This window comes from Nocardia sp. NPDC050718 (genome assembly GCF_040654235.1).
Classification (GTDB): Bacteria; Actinomycetota; Actinomycetes; order Mycobacteriales; family Mycobacteriaceae; genus Nocardia.
Map to the genome: position 1 here is coordinate 329,603 of NZ_JBFAHQ010000003.1, position 16,188 is coordinate 345,790.

A 16,188-nucleotide genomic window follows, 5' to 3' on the forward strand; every position below is an offset into this window, starting at 1 on the left:
CGTGTTGGAATTTTCGTAATTAGAGGTATTCTTGCCCTGGGTATTCGGCCTGGAGGCAGGCTTGACGATTTCGAGAGGACGTTCATCTCATGGCAAAGAAGGTCACCGTTAGCCTGATCGACGATGTCGACGGTGAGTCCATCGCGGACGAGACCATCGAGTTCGCTATCGATGGCGTGTCGTACGAGATCGATCTGTCCGAGGCTAACGCGGCGCGGCTGCGCGAAGGCTTGGACGAGTGGGTCGCCAACGCCCGTCGCGTGAGTGGCCGTCGCCGGGTGAAGGCGGCAGGGGCGCCGGCACCGCAGGGGAAGAGCCGAGTTTCCATGGACCGGGAACAGAGCGCCGCAATTCGTGAATGGGCCCGCCGCAAGGGCCACAAGGTCTCCGCGCGCGGCCGCATCTCGGCCGACATCACCGAGGCGTACAACAAGGAAGTCGGCAAGGCCTGAAGTTCGACGGCGGTCCGGGGTTGCTGACGCGGCGATCCCGGACCGCTCTGCTGTCAACGGTGTACCCGCAGGTCGGGACATGCGTCGGCGGACTCCAGGGAAGTCCTGGGGAGATAGACTGATGTTCGTGCGCAAGGTTTTTCACGTCGGCGATGGCCGACCGTCCGACCCGATCCGGCGAGTACATGGGTAACTCACCGGGTACGGGCGAACGGGCGAAGGTCTCACCGCCCGCCGTCGATTCGGCCAACGCGCACGAGTCCGGCCAAAATCGCGGAGAGGCGGGACTGTGACCGGCATGGCGAGTTCGTTTTTGCGGTATACCGATGACACGGGGCGCCAGCACGAGCTGGCGCTCGAACCCGCGCAGCAGCGGTTCACCATCGGCCGCAATGTGCAGGCCGACCTCGTCCTCGGCTGGGACGCCGAGGTCTCCCGTCTGCACGCCGCCGTCGAGTACCTGGGCGCGCACTGGACCATCGTCGACGACGGCCTGTCCCGCAACGGCACCTTCGTCAACGGCGAGCGGCTGATCGGCAGGCGCAGGCTGAGCCCGGGCGACCGCATCCGGGTCGGTACCACGCTGGTGCATTTCTTCGATTTCGGCGGGGTCGTCGACGACGCGACGCACACCGCGTCCGGTTCCATTCCCACCATGCGCTCGCTGACCGAGACCCAGCGCGCGGTGCTGATCGCGCTGTGCCGCCCGTACAAGCACGGCACCGGTTTCGCCACCCCCGCCTCGAATCAGCAGATCGCCGAGGAATTGTTCCTCTCCATCGACGCGATCAAGACGCATCTGCGCGCGCTGTTCGCGAAATTCGGGGTGGAGAACCTGCCGCAGAACCAGAAGCGCACCCGGCTGGCGGCGCTGGCGATGCAGAGCGGGATGATCTCCGACCACGATCTGTGAGGCCGCGACGCTCGCGCAGGTGCCTGAGCGTCTGAACCATGTCGGCGAGCCGCGTGACAAGGTTGACTTACTCGTAACACCGGAGCACAGGGATCGAGCTCCGGAACACGAGTCAGGAGACCTCACATGTTCGCACTTCGGATGGCCGCCATGGTTCTGGCGCTGCTCAGCACCGGGCTGATCGCGGGTGTGTTCTACGCCTACGCGATCTCGGTGATGCCGGCCCTGGCGCGGACCGGCGATCGCACGCTGATCGACGTCATGCAGAAGATCAATGTCGTGATCATCAACCCGTGGTTCATGCTCGGCTTCCTCGGCACGGTCGGGTTCACGGCGCTGGCCGCGGCCCTGTCGCTGGGTAAGGAGCACCGCACCACGCTGATCTGGCTCGGCGTCGCCCTCGCGCTCAACGTGATCGCCTTCGCCGTCACCGCGGCGCTGAACGTGCCGCTCAACGACGCGCTCGCCGCGGCGGGCGACCCGTCGGCGATCGCCGACACCGCGGCCGTGCGGGCCGACTTCGAGGCGGCCTGGGTGCGCTGGAACATCGTCCGCGGGGTGCTGCACACGCTGGCGTTCCTGGTGCTGTGCGGCGCGCTGTTCGCGGCGGGTGTGCAGCGGGGCGAGTCGAGCGCCGCGGCCGCCGGTGCGGGTGCCGGGCAGCCGGTTGCCCAGGCGATGGGCGCGCCGCTGGCCGGTGGCTACGCGGCAGCGCCGTTCCAGCGTTGATGGCGATCTGCCAATAGGGCCACGCGATCACTAGAACGTGTTCCATGATGATCGGAACACGTTCTAGTGAGGAGTCGTTTGATGCGACGTAGTTCGAGATCGTTGCTGGTACTGGCCGCCGCCGCGCTGCTGGCCTGGGGGAATTCGGGTACCGCCGCCGCGGAGTATCCGGTCGATTACAACTTCTTCGCCGGCATTCCCCCGGAGCTGACGAATCCGGGCGGCACGCTCCCCGGTGGGAACGATCCGGGCTGTGTCCCCTCGGCCGAGCATCCGAATCCGGTGGTGCTCCTGCACGGCACCGGCGGTGGGGCGCAGACGAATTGGGGCGCCTACGTCCCGCTGCTGGCCAACGAGGGGTACTGCGTCTTCAGCCTCACCTACGGCGCGTACGGGCTGCCGTGGCCGGTGTCGGCGATCGGTGGGATGCGGCCCATCGAGCAGAGCGCGCTCGAAGTGTCGGCCTTCGTCGACCGGGTGCTCGCGAGCACCGGCGCCGCGCGGGTCGACTTCGTCGCCCATTCGCAGGGCAACGTCGTCGGCAACTACTACATCAAGCGCCTCGGCGGCGCGGCCAAGGTGGACAAGCTGGTCGGGATCGCCCCGCCGTGGCTCGGGACCAACGCGCTGGGGATCGCGGACATCGCCGCCTACAGCCGGGCCCTCGGCGCAGGCCCCGCGTTCGACGCGGTCGCCACGTCGCTGTGCCAGGCGTGCGGACAGATGATGGCCGGTGCCGACTTCCTGGCCGCGCTCAACGCCGACGGCGTGTACAGCCCGCAGGTCACCTACACCAACATCGTGTCCTCGCTGGAGGAGGTGGTCGTGCCCTACACCTCCGGCGTCGTGCCTGGCCCGAACGCCACCTCGATCGTCGTCCAGGACGGCTGCGCCCAGGACTACTCCGAGCACATGGCCATCGCGGGCAGCCCGCGCGCGGCCGGTCACGTCCTCAACGCCCTGGATCCGGCCCGTCAGGCCCCGGTTCCGTGCGAGTTCGTGCCGCCGTTCACCGGCTGAGGCCGTCACCGCTCCGTCATATTTCGCTGTAGGCAAAACTCCGAGGGAAACGAATGCCGCGACGTGCGCGTTATGAGTGAATGACCATGTTGCCGCCGGTCATCAATAGGGTGGACCGGCGGCGGCGGAATCCCCTGCCAACTAGAGTGGAGGCGGGGGCCGCAACCCCCGGGCTTCATGGCAGGCTGACGGCGACAGTTGTCGGTCCGACGCCCTAGGTTGTACCGAGCACACTGCGGCGTCTGTTGCCAGAATGTCGGAGCAGGAGAGTGAGGGAGCGATGTTCGAGAGGTTCACCGACCGCGCGAGGCGTGTCGTTGTCCTGGCCCAAGAAGAGGCCCGGATGCTCAACCACAACTACATCGGCACCGAGCACATCCTGCTTGGGTTGATCCACGAGGGCGAGGGCGTGGCGGCGAAGTCGCTGGAGTCGCTTGGCATCTCGCTGGAGGGTGTGCGCAGCCAGGTCGAGGAGATCATCGGGCAGGGCCAGCAGGCGCCGTCCGGCCACATCCCCTTCACCCCGCGCGCCAAGAAGGTGCTGGAGCTGAGCCTGCGCGAGGCGCTGCAGCTCGGCCACAACTACATCGGTACCGAGCACATCCTGCTCGGTCTCATCCGCGAGGGCGAGGGCGTCGCCGCCCAGGTTCTGGTCAAGCTCGGTGCCGACCTGAACCGCGTCCGTCAGCAGGTCATCCAGCTGCTGTCCGGGTACCAGGGCAAGGAGCCCGTCGAGGGCTCCGGCTCGCGCGGTGAGGCGGGCACGCCGTCCACTTCGCTGGTGCTCGACCAGTTCGGCCGCAACCTCACCCAGGCCGCGCTCGAGGGCAAGCTCGACCCGGTCATCGGCCGCTCGAAGGAAATCGAGCGCGTCATGCAGGTGCTGAGCCGCCGCACCAAGAACAACCCGGTGCTGATCGGTGAGCCCGGTGTCGGTAAGACCGCGGTCGTCGAGGGCCTGGCGCAGGCCATCGTCAACGGCGAGGTCCCCGAGACCCTCAAGGACAAGCAGCTCTACACCCTCGACCTGGGTTCCCTGGTCGCGGGCAGCCGCTACCGCGGTGACTTCGAAGAGCGCCTGAAGAAGGTGCTCAAGGAGATCAACACCCGCGGCGACATCATCCTGTTCATCGACGAGCTGCACACGCTCGTCGGCGCGGGTGCTGCCGAAGGCGCCATCGACGCGGCCTCGATCCTGAAGCCGAAGCTGGCCCGTGGCGAGCTGCAGACCATCGGCGCGACCACCCTCGACGAGTACCGCAAGTACATCGAGAAGGACGCCGCCCTGGAACGCCGCTTCCAGCCGGTCCAGGTCGGCGAGCCGACCGTCGAGCACACCATCAACATCCTCAAGGGTCTGCGCGACCGCTACGAGGCGCACCACCGGGTGTCCATCACCGACGGTGCCCTGGTCGCCGCCGCGACGCTGGCCGACCGCTACATCAACGACCGGTTCCTGCCGGACAAGGCGATCGACCTCATCGACGAGGCGGGCGCGCGCATGCGCATCCGCCGGATGACCGCGCCGCCGGACCTGCGCGAGTTCGACGACAAGATCGCCGACGCCCGCCGCGAGAAGGAAAGCGCGATCGACGCGCAGGACTTCGAGAAGGCCGCGCGCCTGCGGGACAAGGAGAAGCAGCTCGTCGCCAAGCGCGCCGAGCGCGAGAAGCAGTGGCGTTCCGGTGATCTGGACGTCGTGGCCGAGGTCGACGACGAGCAGATCGCGGAGGTGCTGGCCAACTGGACCGGCATCCCCGTCTTCAAGCTCACCGAGGAGGAGACCACCCGTCTGCTCCGCATGGAGGACGAGCTGCACAAGCGGATCATCGGCCAGGAAGACGCCGTCAAGGCCGTCTCCAAGGCGATCCGCCGCACTCGCGCCGGCCTGAAGGACCCCAAGCGCCCCTCCGGCTCGTTCATCTTCGCCGGTCCGTCCGGTGTCGGTAAGACCGAGCTGTCCAAGGCGCTGGCGAACTTCCTGTTCGGCGACGACGACGCGCTCATCCAGATCGACATGGGCGAGTTCCACGACCGCTTCACCGCGTCGCGGCTCTTCGGTGCCCCTCCCGGGTACGTGGGCTACGAGGAGGGCGGCCAGCTCACCGAGAAGGTGCGCCGCAAGCCGTTCTCCGTGGTGCTGTTCGACGAGATCGAGAAGGCGCACCAGGAGATCTACAACACCCTCCTGCAGGTGCTCGAGGACGGCCGTCTCACCGACGGTCAGGGTCGTACGGTCGACTTCAAGAACACCGTGCTGATCTTCACCTCGAACCTGGGCACCTCCGACATCTCCAAGGCTGTCGGCCTCGGCTTCACCCAGTCCAACGCCGAGGGCTCGAACTACGAGCGGATGAAGCTCAAGGTCAACGACGAGCTGAAGAAGCACTTCCGCCCCGAGTTCCTCAACCGCATCGACGACGTGATCGTCTTCCACCAGCTCACCAGCGAGCAGATCGTGCAGATGGTGGACCTGATGATCGGCCGCGTCGCCAAGCAGCTGAAGAACAAGGACATGGGCATCGAGCTGACCGAACAGGCCAAGAGCCTGCTCGCCAAGCGCGGTTTCGACCCGGTCCTCGGTGCGCGGCCGCTGCGTCGCACGATCCAGCGCGAGATCGAGGACCAGCTGTCGGAGAAGATCCTCTTCGGCGAGATCGGCGCAGGCCAGACCATCACGGTCGACGTGGAGGGCTGGAACGGCGAGGGCCAGGGCGAGGACGCCAAGTTCACCTTCGCCGGCAAGGCGAAGCTGACCAAGGCTCCGGCGGGCGACGACAAGCCCGAGGTCGTCCTGACCGGCGCAGCCGAGGGCACCGCGCCCGAGGCTGCCGCCTCCGGCGAGTAAACAGCTGAACCCCCGAAGCCCGCTCCTGGATTTCCAGGGGCGGGCTTCGTCGTGTGCGGGTCAGCCGAAGTGCTGGAGGAAGCCGGATCCGCGCGCGGCGGCGTACCGGAACACCTGCTCCAGGCCGTCGTAGTGGTGGCGCAGGTAGTGCAGCGCGCTCTCGCCGTCGCGGACCCAGATGTTCGGGTACACCCCGGCCGCGTCCATCGCCGCGGGGTCGTAGAACAGCGCAGGTTCGTCGAACGGAAAGCGGCTCAGGACCTTCGCCGTGGCGGCCACGTCGTCCGGGGACCACGCGAAATAGTTCTCGTGGGCCAGCGGACGGCCGGTGTCGACGAGATCGATCCCGAGGTCCGCCTGGGCCAGCAGGTAGCCCAAGCCCGCCCACGCCTTGTCCAGATAGCCGCTCGGCCCGCCGTCCTGGACCGCCAGGCCGTCGAGGAAATCGTCGGGCCACTCGGTCGTCGCCGCCAGCCGCGCCAGCTCCTCCGCGCTCACCCTGGTGAACGACATGGTCAGCCCCATCCGGAACTTCCTTTCCTCCTGCGGATTCCGGCCGAAGCTAGCAGTGCCGACCGACATGTCGCGGCCGAGTAGAGCTGGGCGGCGCGAACTTTCAGCGCGCCGGATTGCTAGGTTTGTCAGCGTGTTCGGGTGGGTAAAGGCGCGTGGCGCCGGAATGTTCGTTGTCGGGGTGGCCGTGGCCGGGTGTGGCGCGGAGGACGCCGGATCCGCGCCGCCGACGATCGCGTCGTCGGCACCCGCGCCGACGAAGGCCCCGGTCGTCGACGGGGTGCTGCCGAGCGGTGCCGACAAGCAGGGCTGGCTCGATCCGGGTGCGCGCTGCCTCGACGGTGAGCGGCCGGTGCTCCTGATCGGCGCGACCAGGAACTCCAAGGAGAAGTTCGCGGTGTGCGAACGGGCCGACGCTACCCGCGTGCTGCGGGCCGCGGCGCCGGGCCTGCGTGCGCAGCCGTTCGAGGCGCCGTTCTTCACCTACACCGCCAACAGCCAGCAGTTCCGGAACGGTGACGGCATGAAGATCGACCTGTCCAAGGCGACCGTCACGGTGACCGACGACCCGCAGAATCCGCGCTACATCATCGGCATGGTCGTCGAGGCGTACTGGAGTGTCATCTACTGAGCGCCAGCTCGAGGGTCGGTGCGAACGACTCGGCGAGTTCGCCGGGAACGATCAGCTCGTCGATTCCGTAGCGCGCGCTGCGGGATTCGAGGATGTCCACAGCGGCCTGGGGATCGCTGGGGAGAAGTCCGGCGGCGTTCGCGTCGCGCAGTGCGCTCGCGGTGTAGCCGAGGCGCGCGCTCAACCAGATCGGCAGTTGTGCACCGACACCGACCAATTGGAGTGTGAACCGGACGTCGCGATCGGTGTGTGCGGTGACCGTGGCGACCATCGCGGCCAGTTCGTCCTCGGTGGCGTCCGGGGCGGCGGCGAGCAGGACGCGATCGGCGTTCGCGGCGGCGGTGGCCAGCATGCGCGGGCCGTTCGCCGCGATCACGATCGGCGGGGCCGGGTCGACCCGGTCCCGGACCGCTGCCACGGTGTCGATCAGCTGCTGTCGTCGTTCGCGCGCCGAACCCCAGGGCATGCCGAGCTTTACGGCTTCGCCCCGGGCGTCGGGTCGGCCGGTGCCGAGGCCGAGCTCGAATCGGCCGTCCGAGAGCAGTTGCAGCGCGGCGACTTCCCGGACCGTCGAACCGAGGGTGCGCAAGGGTGCCGCGAGGACATTGGGCCGCAGTCGCAGTGTCGTCGTCACGGCGGCCGCGGCGGCGAGCGCGGGGAGCGGCGACGGGGTGTAGAGGGTGTCGGGCAGTAGCACGGTGGCGTACCCCTGCCGCTCGGCCTCGACCACCGCGCGTGTCCACTGTGCCCCGGAGCTGGGCGTCAGCACGATCCCGAATCGCATCCCGGCCTCCTACTTCTTCTCGCGCCGGGGCTCGTTCAGCACCGCGAGCCTGCTGCGGTACTCGGACTCGCTGATCTCGCCCCGGGCGAACCCGGTGCGCAGGGCCCCGATCGCGCCGCCGCGCCCGGCGCACCGTTTGCGCGCGAAGAACAGGACCGCGATCACGGTGATCCAGAACAGCAACGGAAAGATCCAGAAGAACGGCCAGGGGTGCCAGCCGCCGTCGTAGTGGTCGGCCAGGAAGGTCAGCGTCGTCGCGCTGTCGACAATGTTCATGACTTCAGCCTGCTCGCGACGGCCGTCGCGGACATCGGCCGCGCGACCCGATCCCGGCTACGTCTGCGCGCGTAGGGCCGGGGGATTTCACGCCCGCACCGCCGCCGAGCTGCCTTGGTACCGTGAATCCGTCGGAGATCCACCCGGAGGTTGTGCACGGTGACGCTGATCGAATCTGGTGCGAGCGGTCTCGACGATGTCCTCGCCGGCCTGCAATGGCGGTTCGCGGGCCGGGACGAGTTCGCGCTCCCCGCCGGTGGCTGGGAGCACCTCGCCGGCGAGCCGACCGCCCTGGTGGTGACCGACGGCTTGGTCCGGGTCCACTGCCAGGCATCCGGTGATCACGACGCCGAGGCCGAGGATCTGGCCAGCGGCGATTTCCTGTTCGTCCCCCGCCCGAACCGCCTCGCGATCACCGGCCTCACCGACAGCACCGTGCTGCGGGTGCGGCTGGAACCGGTCGGGTCGGGCGGTGCGATGGACGCGCTACCGCGCCGGGTGCTGCTCACCGAATTCGTCCGGCACGCGCCGCTGGCCGCGACGATGCTGGAGCACCTGGTGCGGGACTGCCCCGATCCGTACGGGGTGCAGGGCGACCGGGTCGCCACGCTGATCGGCTCGATGGCGGTCGAGTCCTGGCATGCGCGCGGATGCGCGCCGAAGCGGTGGTTGCTGCGGGTGCACGAGCCGGGCGTGGCGCGGGCAGTGGCCGCGATGCACGCCGAACCCGGCCGGGAGTGGACCGTCGAGGCGCTGGCCCGGGTCGCGCTGGCTTCGCGCTCCGGCTTCGCCGCGAGATTCCAGACGGCGACCGGGCTCACGCCGGGGCGGTACCTGACGAAGCTGCGGGTCGAGCGCGCGCAGCTGTTCCTGACCGAGCACAACGTGTCGGTCGGCGCGGTGGCGCGGCGGCTGGGCTACCGGTCCGAAACCGCCTTCGGCCGGGCCTTTCGCAGGCACACGGGCCACACGCCGTCGGAATGGCGACGCGCGGCCCGCTCGACCTCGGGCTGACCCGACCGCTAGCCCGCTGCGCGGGCGAGCGACACCCGCACCAGCAGCCCGCCGAGCACGGCGGCCAGCGCCGCGAGTCCGTAGGTCGCGGCCAGGCCGATGCTGTCCACCCCGCGCCCGCCGACCGCGGAACCGAGGATGATCGCCAGCTGGAAACCGCCGACCACCAGCCCGCTGCCCGCCTCCATCCGCTCGGGCAGCACCCGCGACACCCACACCTGCACCAGGTTGAGGATGCCGCCGAACGCGCCGCCCCACACCACCACGGCGACATAGCCGAGCACCGGCACCGCACCGGAGACGATGATCGCCAGCAGCGACAGCCCGATGGCCGTCGGCACCGCGACCAGCAGGACACCGAGCCTCCGGTCGGCCAGCGACCCGAGCACGAAATTCCCGAGCAGACCGCCCACTCCGAACAGCGCGAGCAATACCGGAATCGCCGACGGACCCGCCTGGAGCAGTTCGGCGAGCGCGGGCCGGATGTAGGTGAATCCGGCGAAATGCCCGCCGATCACCGCGACCACGCTGACCAGCCCCAACGCGACCCCCGGCGCCCGCAGGGCCGCGCCCATCGCCGCGAATCCGATGCCCTTGCTCGGCGCGATCGGCGGCAGCATCACCCGCACCGCCACCGCCGCGACCACGGTCAGCGCCGCGGTCACGACGAACACGGTCCGCCACCCCGCGTAGGTGCTCAGCAGCACCCCCAGCGGTACCCCGGCCACGGTGGCGACGGTGGTCCCCGAGTTCACGATCATCATGGCCTTGCCGAGGCGATCCGCAGGCACCAGCTGCGCGGCGATCACCAGCGCCATCGACCAGTACCCACCCACCGCGACGCCGAGCAGCAGCCGCGCGACCAGCAGCAACGCGATGTTCGGCGACACCGCCACCAGCACGTTCGACGCGGCGGCCCCGATGGTCAACACCAGCAGCTGCGTGCGGCGGTCGACCCGGGGAAACAGGGAGCCAAGCCCCAGCGCGGCCAGCAGCGCGGTCAGCGCGGTCGCGCTGACGGAGAGCCCGACCACTCCTTCTGGCACTCGCAGGTCGTCGGCGAGCGCGGTCAGGACGCCCGGTGGCAGGAATTCCGCCGTCACCAGTGTGAAGCTGCCGAGGAACATGGTGAGCAGCGCGGGCCAGGCGCGGCGGCCGGTCTCCGGTGCCGCGGCGTCGATGGTCGATGTCGTCGTCATGCCCGGTGCAACAACGCTTCTCGCGCCGGTTCGCGACCCGGACGCCACACGGTCCGACCCAAACGCCAGGGTTCAGGCGAAGCTTTGGACGAATCCCGATCCGTGCCGGTCGGCGAAGTCGAAGACCCGCACCAGCTGGGCGTAGTGGAAGCCGAGCTCGCGCAGGCCGTCGTCACCGTCGCGCACCCAGACGTGCGGGTACACCAGGGTCGCGTCCATGCGCTCCGGGTCGTAATGCGCGGCCAGCTGGTCGAAGGGGAGGGCGCGCAGCAACGCGGCGGTGTGGGCCACGTCCTCCGGGCTCCAGACGCTGTAGCCCTCCGCCTCGATATCCAGCGGACGGCCGGTGAAGAACAGATCGACACCGGTGCGCGCCGCTTCGAACAAATACCTCAGGCCCGCCCAGGATTTGTCCAGATAGCCGGTGGGCTCGGTATCGGGAGTCCGCACCTGCTCGACGAATCGCGCCGCCAGCTCCCTGTCCGCGACGATCCGTTCCAGATCGGCCGCGCCCACCCTGGTGAACGACATGACCGCACCCATGAATCCCCCTCTGTTCGTAGCGATTTCGTTGACCTGGCCATCGGTGCCCGACAGCCTCAGGCAGTGAATGTTCGCCGCCTTGGAGTTCGCTTTTCATCGGCTTTCGGTGGCATTTCGGGGTCGGTGAATCGGCGTACGGTGGGAATTGTTCGTCACAGCGAAAACAACACGGGGGTGTTCACATGACCGATTCCAACCGCACACTGATCGCCGTACTGCTCGACCGTTCCGGTTCGATGCAGTCGATCAAAGCCGACACCGAGGGCGGGCTGGCCGCCTATTTCGAACAGCAGCGTTCGGTGCCGAAATCCATCGAGGTGACGCTGGCGCAGTTCGACACCGCCTACGAGGTGGTCTACGCGAACGTGCCGCTGGACCAGGTGCCTCCGCCGAACCTGTTGCCGCGCGGTGGAACCGCGCTCTACGACGCGGTCGGCAAGCTGGTCACCGACGTCGGCGCCGAACTCGCGGCCCGCCCCGAGCCCGAGCGCCCCGGCACCGTGATCGTCGTCGTCCTCACCGACGGCCACGAGAACTCGAGCAGGGAATGGACCCACCCCGCGGTGAAGTCCCTGATCACCCAGCAGCAGGACGTCTACAACTGGACCTTCGTCTTCCTCGGCGCCAACATGGACGCCGTCGAAGTAGGCACCCACCTGGGCTTCGACCGCGACTCCGCGATCACCTACGCCCCGGTCGCCGGCGGCGTCCGTGGCGCCTTCGACGCCCTCGCCGCCTACTCCGCCCGAGCCCAAGCCGCCCCCGCGGGCACCGCCCGCCGAGCCAGCTTCTCCGCCGCCGAACGCCGCAAGGCCGACCCGGGCACGTAAGCCGGGACCGCTACTGCCAGCCTGGGCGGACCAGGCCGGATTCGTAGGCGAGGACGACGAGTTGGGTGCGGTCGCGGGCGTCGAGTTTGGTGAGGATGCGGCTGACGTGGGTGCGGGCGGTGGCGGGGCTGAGGTAGAGGCGGGCGCCGATCTCGGCGTTGGTGAGGCCTTCGGCGACGAGGACCATCACCTCGCGTTCGCGGTCGGTGAGGTCGGCGAGCGCGGCGGGCGGGGGTTGTTTGGCGTGGGTGGAGAACTCGGCGAGCAGGCGGCGGGTGACGCCGGGGGAGAGCAGGGCGTCGCCCGCGGCGACCACCCGGACCGCGCGCAGCAGGTCGGCGGGTTCGGTGTGTTTGACCAGGAACCCGGCCGCGCCGGCCCGGATCGCCTCGAAGACGTATTCGTCCAGCTCGAAGGTGGTGAGCACGACGACGCGGCCCGCGGCGAGCTTGGGGTCGTCGGCGATCATCCTGGTGGCGGCCAAGCCGTCGAGGATGGGCATCCGGATGTCCATCAGCACCACGTCGGGGACGAGCGCGCGGGTCATCCGGACGGCCTGTTCGCCGTTCTCGGCCTCGCCGATCACCTCGATGTCGTCCTGGGCGTCGAGCAGCGCGACGAACCCGCCGCGCACCAGCGCCTGGTCGTCGGCGACGAGCACCCGCGTCGTCGTCTTGCCGGACGGTTCGCTCATGCCGTCTCCTTGTCGCCGGACACCGAATCCGCCACCGGCCGGGCGGGCAGCCTGGCCGCCACCCGGAACCCGCCGGACGGCCGTGGTCCCGCCGTCAGCGCGCCGCCGAGCGCGTGTGCCCGTTCGCGCATCCCGATGATCCCGTTGCCACCGGCGCCGGTGCGGACCGCGGTGCCGGTGGGCCGGGTGTTGTCGACGGTGATGTCGACGGTGTCGGGGGTGTAGCGCAGGGTGATCAGCGCGGTGGCGCCGGGCGCGTGCCGCACCACGTTGGTCAGCGATTCCTGGATGATCCTGGCCGCCGCCACATCGATCACGCTGGGCAGCTTCTTGGGCGTGCCGATGATCTTGGTGTCGACGGCGAGCCCGGTCGCGCGGGTGCGTTCCAGCAGGGTGTCGAGGTCGTCGAGCGAGGGCACCGGCGCGCGGGGCGCGGGCCGGGGTGGCGGCGCCGGCGCGATCGGCGGTGGCGAATCGGCCACGGCGGCAACAGCATCGACGGGCTCGGTGCCCACCGGCGCGACCGGGGCGCCGCTGCGGATGGCGTGCAGCAGCGTGTGCACCTCGGCCAGCGCCTCCTTGGAGGTCGTCTTGATGGTGGCCAGCGCGGCCGCGGCCTGCTGCGGTTTGCGGTCGAACAGCTCCAGCGCCACCGAGGACTGCACATTGATCAGCGAAAGACTGTGCGCGAGTACGTCGTGCAGTTCCCTGGCGATGGCCAGCCGCTCCTCGCTGGCGGCCCTGGCCTGCTGCGCCTCCGCGTCGCGCTGCGCGGCCTCGGCGCGCTGCCTGCGCGCGACCACGGCGGCCCGCCGCTGCCGCACCCCCTCGGCGATCGCGACCAGAATCCCCATCCAGGCCAGCAGCCCGAAGACCTGCCACGCGCCGGTCTCGCGCCCGAGCAGCGCGGGCACCGGCCACACCATGGTCAGATAGCCGACCGCGACCAAGGGGTAGGTGCGCCAGCGTGATCCGTTGACCGCCGCGCTCACGAACGCGATCACCAACGACAGGAAGATCGGCCCGTACCCGTAGTCGCGCAGCACATACGCCACCGCGGCCAGCAGCGCGACCAGCAGCACCGGCTCGGGCAGCACCCGCCGGAAGCCGAGCGCGATCGGGCCCGCGAGCAGCAACAGATACGCGAACGCGTCGAGCGAACGCACGCCGGTCTGATGCGCGTTGGCACCGGAACTCCCGGCCAGCTGGATCAGCGCGACCACACCCGCCAGACCCCAGTCCTGCAGGACCGAACCACGCTCCCATTTCGCAGACGCTCTCACCTCCCTCACCCTATTGCGTAGGCGCGCCCTCCGCGTCGGCCTGCGCTCGTAATTCCGCCGCGAACCCCGTCATCGGGCCGGATCGGCCGGTCGGCGGGCCCGGCGAGGCGAATTCTCAGCGTCGGCGACGGCGTGGGTAGGCCGCGCGGCGTAGTGCGGGAGTCGCTCCGGGACGGATGCCCGGCGACCCCTGTGACGCGGATTCTGATTCGCATGAACGATTCGATCGTGGTCACCGACGGGCTGACCAAACGCTATGGCGAGCACCGCGCGGTGGACGCGGTGAGCATGCGCGTCGCCGCCGGGGAGATCTACGGCTTCCTCGGCCCGAACGGCGCGGGCAAGACCACCACCCTGCGCATGCTGGCCGGTCTGATCCGGCCCAGCGCCGGCACCGCCCTGGTGCACGGCCGCGCCCCGGGCGACCCGGCGGTCCTGCGCCGCATCGGCGTCCTCATCGAGGGCCCCGGCTTCTATCCGTACCTCTCCGGCCGCGACAACCTGCGCGTGCTGGCCCGCTATCGCGGCCACCGCCCCGCCGATGTCGAACAGGCGCTGGCTCGCGTCGGCCTGACCGACCGGGCGGACGACCGCTTCCGTACCTATTCGCTCGGCATGAAGCAGCGCCTCGGTGTCGGCGCGGCCCTGCTCGGTGACCCCGACCTGCTGATCCTCGACGAGCCGACCAACGGCCTCGACCCGGCCGGACTGGCCGAAATGCGCACGCTCATCGTCGAACTGGCCGCCGACGGGCACACCGTGCTGCTGTCGAGCCACCAGCTCGCCGAGGTGCAGGAGATCTGTCACCGGGTCGGCGTGATCTCCGGCGGCCGCCTGCTCGCCGAATCGACGGTGGCCGAATTGCGGGGCAGCGCAACGCTCGTCGTGCGCGCCGAGCCCGCCGACAGCGCGCTCACGGCGATCCGTTCCGTCGCGCCCGCCCGCGCCGGCGTCGACGGCATCAGGGTCGAGACGACCGCCGCGACCGCGCCCGAGGTGGCGCGCGCGGTGGTCGCGGCGGGCGTCGATCTGCTGGAACTGCGAGTCGACGAGAAATCCCTGGAAGAAGTGTTCTTCGAGATGACGGCTGTGGAGGTCGCGAAATGACCGGTATGACAAGGGATCTGTGGGCGAGCATGCGCGCGGAGTCGGTGCGGCTGGGTCGCTGGCCCGCGTTCTGGATCGTCCTCGGCGTCTGGATCCTGCTGAACCTGACCTTCGCCTACCTGTTCAACTATCTCGCCTACACCTCGGGCGAGAGCGGCGCGATGTCCGACGGGCTGCCCCGCGATGTGCTGCTCGGCCAGCTCCTGCCCGCCGCCGTCCCCGAGGTCTTCACCCAGGGCATGGCGATGTTCGGTGGCGCGCTGATGCTGGTCCTCGGTGCGCTCGCGGTGGGCAGCGGCTACGGCTGGGGCACCTGGAAAACCGTGTTCACGCAGGGTCCGAGCCGTCCGGCGGCCGTCGGCGGGCTGCTGGCGAGCCTGCTGGTCGTGGTGGTGGCGCTGGTCTGCGTGGCGTTCGCCGTCGACCTCGGCGTCGCCTCGCTGATCGCGGTGAGCGAGGGGCAGCCGCTGGTGTTGCCCTCGCTGACCCGATCCGTGCTCGGCCTCGGTTCCGGCGCGGCCATCCTCGGCATGTGGACGCTGGCGGGCGCCCTCATCGGCGCCATCGCCCGTGGGCCCGCGCTCGCCGTCGGCCTCGGGCTGATCTGGGTGCTCGTCGTGGAGAACCTGCTGCGCGGGGTGGCGGGCATCTTCGGCCCGATCGGGGCCGTCACCGACCTGCTGCCCGGCACCGCCGCGGGGTCGCTGGCGGGCGCGATGCGCACGGTCGGCGGCCCGGCCACCCCCGGTGTCCTCGACGTTCTCGGCCGTGGCGAGTCGCTGGCCCTGCTCGGCGCGTACGTGCTGGTCTTCGCGGGCGGCACCATCGGGCTGATGACGCGCCGCGATCTGACCTGAGGCTCAGTGCCACCCGGCCGGGTTCGAGGCGCTCTCCCTGGAGATGCCCGAACCCGTCTCGGGGAACCCGCCGTAGAGCTTGTCGTGCAGGTGGGCGAAGAAATAGCAGAGCTCCTCGCACTCGGCGTCCGGCACCGCGGCAGTCGGATCGGCGCGCACGGCGTCGTAGTGCTCGCGGCCCATCGCGACGATGAAGCCGCGAGCGTAGAGGAAACCGTCGTCGGAGCCGTCGGTGATCTCCTGGATGTCGGCGCGGTCGATCTCGTAGAGCGCCCGCTCGACGACGCGATCCAGCGCGGTCAGTTCGGCGCTGGTGAAATCGGTGCTCACCGAGCGCAGGGCGTCGATGAACCGGCCGAGCAGGTCGTAGTCGAAGTCGCCGTCGAGCAGTGCCCGGCGGGCGGCGGCCGAACCGGTGCGCTCCCAGGCGGTTTCGATCAGGTCCCAGAATCGGGCGGCTTCGGTGTCGGTCGGAAGTGTCGTCACCCGCGTGAC

18 protein-coding genes are annotated in these 16,188 nt (G+C 69.6%); 10 read left to right on the forward strand and 8 right to left on the reverse strand.

What is annotated here, in order from left to right; translation table 11 throughout:
* Positions 1-89: 89 nt before the first annotated feature.
* The 5 genes from AB0H54_RS15875 to AB0H54_RS15895 all read left to right on the forward strand — a co-directional run bounded on the left by AB0H54_RS15875 (position 90) and on the right by AB0H54_RS15895 (position 5,962).
* Positions 90-452: an Lsr2 family protein gene (locus tag AB0H54_RS15875; protein WP_019044650.1), complete on the forward strand. Its 363-nt coding sequence runs from the start codon at positions 90-92 to the stop codon at positions 450-452.
* A gap of 298 nt (positions 453-750) precedes the next feature.
* A complete protein-coding gene (locus tag AB0H54_RS15880) occupies positions 751-1,365 on the forward strand; it encodes an FHA domain-containing protein (protein WP_355270683.1) in 615 nt (204 codons plus the stop codon).
* 126 nt (positions 1,366-1,491) lie between these two features.
* Positions 1,492-2,094 (forward strand): anthrone oxygenase family protein, encoded by a 603-nt coding sequence (locus tag AB0H54_RS15885; protein ID WP_357346150.1) that lies wholly within the window; start codon positions 1,492-1,494, stop codon positions 2,092-2,094.
* Positions 2,095-2,175: 81 nt separating this feature from the next.
* Positions 2,176-3,114, forward strand: a complete 939-nt coding sequence (locus tag AB0H54_RS15890; RefSeq protein ID WP_357346152.1) for a lipase — start codon at positions 2,176-2,178, stop codon at positions 3,112-3,114.
* A gap of 280 nt (positions 3,115-3,394) precedes the next feature.
* Complete coding sequence (locus AB0H54_RS15895) at positions 3,395-5,962, forward strand: ATP-dependent Clp protease ATP-binding subunit (protein WP_357346154.1); 2,568 nt, start codon at positions 3,395-3,397, stop codon at positions 5,960-5,962.
* A gap of 60 nt (positions 5,963-6,022) precedes the next feature.
* Here the strand turns inward: AB0H54_RS15895 and AB0H54_RS15900 are convergent, their stop codons facing one another.
* Entirely contained in the window at positions 6,023-6,487 is a 465-nt protein-coding gene (locus tag AB0H54_RS15900; RefSeq protein WP_357346156.1) for a YfbM family protein, read from the reverse strand.
* Positions 6,488-6,608: 121 nt separating this feature from the next.
* Between AB0H54_RS15900 and AB0H54_RS15905 the strand changes: the two genes are divergently transcribed.
* A complete protein-coding gene (locus AB0H54_RS15905) occupies positions 6,609-7,106 on the forward strand; it encodes a hypothetical protein (protein ID WP_357346157.1) in 498 nt (165 codons plus the stop codon).
* Here AB0H54_RS15905 and AB0H54_RS15910 read toward each other — a convergent pair.
* Both AB0H54_RS15910 and AB0H54_RS15915 read right to left on the reverse strand, forming a co-directional pair.
* On the reverse strand, positions 7,096-7,890 hold the full coding sequence (locus AB0H54_RS15910) for an LLM class flavin-dependent oxidoreductase (RefSeq protein ID WP_357346159.1): 795 nt from the start codon (positions 7,888-7,890) through the stop codon (positions 7,096-7,098). The genes AB0H54_RS15905 and AB0H54_RS15910 overlap by 11 nt on opposite strands.
* A gap of 9 nt (positions 7,891-7,899) precedes the next feature.
* A complete protein-coding gene (locus AB0H54_RS15915; protein WP_357346161.1) occupies positions 7,900-8,166 on the reverse strand; it encodes a hypothetical protein in 267 nt (88 codons plus the stop codon).
* A gap of 159 nt (positions 8,167-8,325) precedes the next feature.
* On the opposite strand from AB0H54_RS15915, the gene AB0H54_RS15920 reads away from it, so the two are divergent.
* On the forward strand, positions 8,326-9,180 hold the full coding sequence (locus AB0H54_RS15920; RefSeq protein WP_357346163.1) for an AraC family transcriptional regulator: 855 nt from the start codon (positions 8,326-8,328) through the stop codon (positions 9,178-9,180).
* 8 nt (positions 9,181-9,188) lie between these two features.
* Here the strand turns inward: AB0H54_RS15920 and AB0H54_RS15925 are convergent, their stop codons facing one another.
* Entirely contained in the window at positions 9,189-10,379 is a 1,191-nt protein-coding gene (locus AB0H54_RS15925; RefSeq protein WP_357346165.1) for an MFS transporter, read from the reverse strand.
* Between the two features lie 72 nt (positions 10,380-10,451).
* Positions 10,452-10,922 (reverse strand): YfbM family protein, encoded by a 471-nt coding sequence (locus AB0H54_RS15930; protein ID WP_357346167.1) that lies wholly within the window; start codon positions 10,920-10,922, stop codon positions 10,452-10,454.
* 182 nt (positions 10,923-11,104) lie between these two features.
* Here AB0H54_RS15930 and AB0H54_RS15935 point away from each other — a divergent pair, with 182 nt between their 5' ends.
* Positions 11,105-11,752 (forward strand): VWA domain-containing protein, encoded by a 648-nt coding sequence (locus tag AB0H54_RS15935; protein WP_357346169.1) that lies wholly within the window; start codon positions 11,105-11,107, stop codon positions 11,750-11,752.
* A gap of 10 nt (positions 11,753-11,762) precedes the next feature.
* On the opposite strand, the gene AB0H54_RS15940 is transcribed toward AB0H54_RS15935, so the two are convergent.
* Together AB0H54_RS15940 and AB0H54_RS15945 are read right to left on the reverse strand one after the other, a co-directional pair.
* Positions 11,763-12,446 carry a response regulator transcription factor gene (locus AB0H54_RS15940; RefSeq protein ID WP_357346171.1) on the reverse strand — a complete coding sequence of 228 codons (684 nt, stop codon included), beginning with the start codon at positions 12,444-12,446 and terminating at the stop codon, positions 11,763-11,765.
* Positions 12,443-13,729, reverse strand: a complete 1,287-nt coding sequence (locus AB0H54_RS15945) for a histidine kinase (RefSeq protein ID WP_357346173.1) — start codon at positions 13,727-13,729, stop codon at positions 12,443-12,445. Before AB0H54_RS15945 ends, AB0H54_RS15940 begins: the two co-directional genes overlap by 4 nt.
* Positions 13,730-13,942: 213 nt before the next feature.
* On the opposite strand from AB0H54_RS15945, the gene AB0H54_RS15950 reads away from it, so the two are divergent.
* Together AB0H54_RS15950 and AB0H54_RS15955 are read left to right on the forward strand one after the other, a co-directional pair.
* Positions 13,943-14,836, forward strand: a complete 894-nt coding sequence (locus AB0H54_RS15950) for an ABC transporter ATP-binding protein (RefSeq protein WP_355270706.1) — start codon at positions 13,943-13,945, stop codon at positions 14,834-14,836.
* A 5-nt stretch (positions 14,837-14,841) separates the two neighbouring features.
* Positions 14,842-15,693 carry an ABC transporter permease gene (locus tag AB0H54_RS15955; RefSeq protein ID WP_357346175.1) on the forward strand — a complete coding sequence of 284 codons (852 nt, stop codon included), beginning with the start codon at positions 14,842-14,844 and terminating at the stop codon, positions 15,691-15,693.
* A gap of 3 nt (positions 15,694-15,696) precedes the next feature.
* On the opposite strand, the gene AB0H54_RS15960 is transcribed toward AB0H54_RS15955, so the two are convergent.
* On the reverse strand, positions 15,697-16,179 hold the full coding sequence (locus AB0H54_RS15960; RefSeq protein WP_355270710.1) for a DUF4240 domain-containing protein: 483 nt from the start codon (positions 16,177-16,179) through the stop codon (positions 15,697-15,699).
* Positions 16,180-16,188: the final 9 nt, after the last annotated feature.